Source organism: Bacteroidota bacterium (assembly GCA_030706565.1).
Lineage (GTDB): Bacteria > Bacteroidota > Bacteroidia > Bacteroidales > JAUZOH01 > JAUZOH01.
The window spans coordinates 1-2976 of sequence record JAUZOH010000438.1; the positions used below are offsets into that span (position 1 = coordinate 1).

At 36.3% G+C, this 2976-nt stretch carries 7 protein-coding genes; 3 read left to right on the plus strand and 4 right to left on the minus strand.

What is annotated here, in order from left to right; all coding sequences use genetic code 11:
- Positions 1-11: 11 nt before the first annotated feature.
- From Q8907_15265 to Q8907_15280, 4 genes are all read right to left on the minus strand, one after another.
- Positions 12-434: an arsenate reductase ArsC gene (locus Q8907_15265; GenBank protein MDP4275630.1), complete on the minus strand. Its 423-nt coding sequence runs from the start codon at positions 432-434 to the stop codon at positions 12-14.
- Between the two features lie 9 nt (positions 435-443).
- On the minus strand, positions 444-590 hold the full coding sequence (locus tag Q8907_15270) for a hypothetical protein (GenBank protein ID MDP4275631.1): 147 nt from the start codon (positions 588-590) through the stop codon (positions 444-446).
- A 343-nt stretch (positions 591-933) separates the two neighbouring features.
- The gene (locus Q8907_15275; protein MDP4275632.1) at positions 934-1302 is read right to left on the minus strand and encodes a DUF4143 domain-containing protein; all 369 of its coding nucleotides are present in this window, start codon (positions 1300-1302) and stop codon (positions 934-936) included.
- Positions 1283-1558, minus strand: coding sequence for a transposase (locus Q8907_15280; protein ID MDP4275633.1), 276 nt, complete (start codon positions 1556-1558; stop codon positions 1283-1285). The genes Q8907_15275 and Q8907_15280 overlap by 20 nt, the downstream gene beginning before the upstream one ends.
- 289 nt (positions 1559-1847) lie before the next feature.
- Here Q8907_15280 and Q8907_15285 point away from each other — a divergent pair, with 289 nt between their 5' ends.
- The 3 genes from Q8907_15285 to Q8907_15295 form a co-directional block, all read left to right on the plus strand.
- Positions 1848-2027, plus strand: a complete 180-nt coding sequence (locus Q8907_15285; GenBank protein ID MDP4275634.1) for a hypothetical protein — start codon at positions 1848-1850, stop codon at positions 2025-2027.
- A gap of 73 nt (positions 2028-2100) precedes the next feature.
- Entirely contained in the window at positions 2101-2556 is a 456-nt protein-coding gene (locus tag Q8907_15290; GenBank protein ID MDP4275635.1) for an alpha-L-fucosidase, read from the plus strand.
- Positions 2553-2976: alpha-L-fucosidase (locus Q8907_15295; GenBank protein MDP4275636.1), on the plus strand; the 424-nt coding region annotated here is incomplete at its 3' end. The genes Q8907_15290 and Q8907_15295, both read left to right, overlap by 4 nt.

The following is a 2976-nucleotide window of genomic DNA, read 5'->3' on the forward strand; positions in this document are numbered from 1 at the left end:
TAACAGAATAATTATAGGTATTGTAAAAGCTGGACGTAAAATTCCTGAAATTTTTCATTAATCTGTTCCCTTACCTGGCGGTAAGTCTGCAGAATTTCTTTTTCGCTGCCTTTTTTAAGGGAAGGATCTTCGAACGGAAAATGTAGCCTGTTTTTTACTTTTCCGCTAAAAACCGGACAGGTTTCCCTGGCATGGTCACAAACCGTAATAACATAATCAAACGATTCATTAACAAACTCTTTTACATCTTTTGGTTTGTTGTTGCTGAGGTCAATCCCTGCTTCTTTCATTACTTTGATCGCATGGGAACTGACTTTCGGTGCAGGATTTGTGCCGGCAGAAAATACCTGAAGGATAGGATTATATGATTTCAGGAAGCCTTCAGCCATCTGGCTGCGGCTGGAATTTCCCGTACATAAAATTAGAATTTTCATTTCATGTTTTTAATTTGAACCAGGCTGAACAACAGCTAAAGCTTCTGTTTTTGATGTATCTGCATTGGAATGATGCGGCTGTTCTTCTTTTTTGCTTCTATTACATCCCGTTATGCTGATCAAAGCAATCACTGTTGCAATTAATAATTTTTTCATTTTATATATATTTTTTGTTGTGTGGACGGTATTTATGTTGGGCTTTGAAAGCCACTTATTGAACACTGTCATTCCTTATATTTTTAAAAATTCTCTAAAGTTATTTCTGTCAATACATGCCCATCATTTTTGTATGTTTCCATAAAGTTGTGAGGGAATCTTGTCTTTTAATTATTCCATTTAAATTTAAATCCTAAAATTTACCCATTATTTTCTTTTACAAAATCAATTTCCTGTTGCTGTTTTATTCTCCAAAAATACATTTTAGCAAATGTATTTTATATAAATTTTGCATTCTTCTTTCCGAAACCAAAAAATTCTCCCATAAAGCTCCTTTATCTACTCATAAATCCAATTGATTAAAATTGCCGATAATCATGTTTCGGATACCGTTGTCATAGAAGTATATTTTCCTATTCTGCTTTATTTCATTTCTTATGTTTTTACTAAACCTATTCAGTCTGAAAACAATATATCCCTTTTCAAGAATGTCGATATATTTTTGAATGGTAATTTTATTAATACCAACCAGTTGAGATAATTTATTGTAATTTACCTCACTCCCAATTTGCAAAGCCAATGCCTGCAATAGTTTTTCAAGAACTTCAGGTTTTCTGGTTTCTGAAAAAGTTAAAATATCACAATACAGGTAGCTATTTACAAGATTCTTTAATTCTACTTTGACAGATTTTTTAACTTGAATAATAGGCATCTGTATCTAATTCTACTTCTACATTTTTGAGCTCTTTTTTTAACCGAACAATCTCTTTCTGTTCTTTTGTCAGAATTTTGTTTTCATTGCCTGGAAAACTTGACTCTTTATGTCCTTCTTTTTCACACCGCCATCGAAATATTAGTTCTTTTCTTATCCCTAATTCTGAAGCCATATCAGCAATATTTTCCCTTTTATAACTGAGTTCAACAACTTTTTGTTTAAACTTTCGATCATATTTCCTTCTGCTTTTCATATTCCGTTAAGTTAATTTTTTTCTTAACTTATTGTCCAATTTTTTATAGCAGTTCCGGTTACAAGCTGCCTGCTCTTCCAGATTTCCCAATTAGTTCAAATTTGTTGTTTGATAGGAGTGTTAAGGGTTACCAATTTGGTTAAGATATACATTCTAAATGTCGTAATTCTGCAAAAATATGCCTGAAATGTTCAAAACCAAGATGGACAAATTCGCTAATTTTGTTACCTCTGAATTTGGCTTAACCGACTTGTTTTTTGGAGCTTAATTTCAATTAAACCTACATAAAATGAATATCAGGATAGTCTCCATTCTGTTTGTGTTTTTTGCAATTGCAGTTGTTTCCTCTTTTTTACAAAACAAGGAAATGAACGAAATGTGGGGCGATACAAAGATGTCGGTTGATGCTTTGAAGGCCGGGCGTGTAAAACTGTTTGATGAAGGGAACCTTAGCATGTTCATACATTAGGGATTGTTTTCACATTTGGGCGGCAAATGGCAGGGGAAAACCTATTATAGTATTGGAGAATGGATTATGAATTATGAATAAAAGCATGGCCTGCATTCCGGTTGCTGATTACAAGAAAATAGCCAGAGAATTTAATCCGGCAAAGTTTTATGCCAAAGCGATAGCTCAATTAGCTAAAGCTGCCGGTATGAAATACTTCATCATCACCAGCAAGCACCACGAAGGTTTTGCCATGTTTCATTCTAAAACCGATCTGTTCAATATTGTTGATGCTACATCCTTTGCACGTGATTCAATGAAAGAATTGTCGGTTGCCTGCCACGAACTGGGGCTTGGTTTTGGCTTTTACTATTCACGCAATCAGGACTGTACGGCCCACGGAGGATCGGGTGGACCTAAAGAAAATGCCGAAGTAACTCTCGCAAGTTTCGATTACTATTTTTATCGCAAATGCCTCCCCCAGGTGAAAGGAATTTGCAGCAATTATGGGCCGATTGATTTTGTGTGGTTCGATACTCCGGAAATATGAAAAAGGAGTTGGTTGTTGAACTGGCAAAAGTGGTTTGTGAATTACAGCCCAATGCTATACTTTGCAGCCGTACTGGTCACGAAATGGGCAACTATGTTATTAAAGGCGATATGGAAGTTCCTCCTGTAAACATTCCGGGGTTGTGGAAAACCTGCGATACCAAAAACGATTCGTGGTCGTACGCCTGGTACGACCACAATTTCAAGAACCCGAAGGAGATACTGAACCGTTTGATTTCAAAGGTGACACGTGGCGGAACTTACCTGTTTAATGTGGGTCCGAATAGTCAGGGACAGATTCCTGAAATTGAAGCGCAGTTTCTTCGCGATGCTGGAAAGTGGAATCAGAAATATCAGAAGGTGGTTTATGCCGCCAGAGCTTCTCTGTGGGAGCATACCATGCCTTGGGGCGATGTTATAA

Excerpts from the sequence above, each read along its gene's own strand:
- Q8907_15285 (MDP4275634.1), top strand. The coding sequence starts at position 1,848 with ATGAATATCAGGATAGTCTCCATTCTGTTTGTGTTTTTTGCAATTGCA.
- Q8907_15265 (MDP4275630.1), bottom strand. The coding sequence starts at position 434 with ATGAAAATTCTAATTTTATGTACGGGAAATTCCAGCCGCAGCCAGATG.
- Q8907_15280 (MDP4275633.1), bottom strand. The coding sequence starts at position 1,558 with ATGAAAAGCAGAAGGAAATATGATCGAAAGTTTAAACAAAAAGTTGTT.
- Q8907_15275 (MDP4275632.1), bottom strand. The coding sequence starts at position 1,302 with ATGCCTATTATTCAAGTTAAAAAATCTGTCAAAGTAGAATTAAAGAAT.
- Q8907_15290 (MDP4275635.1), top strand. The coding sequence starts at position 2,101 with ATGAATAAAAGCATGGCCTGCATTCCGGTTGCTGATTACAAGAAAATA.
- Q8907_15270 (MDP4275631.1), bottom strand. The coding sequence starts at position 590 with ATGAAAAAATTATTAATTGCAACAGTGATTGCTTTGATCAGCATAACG.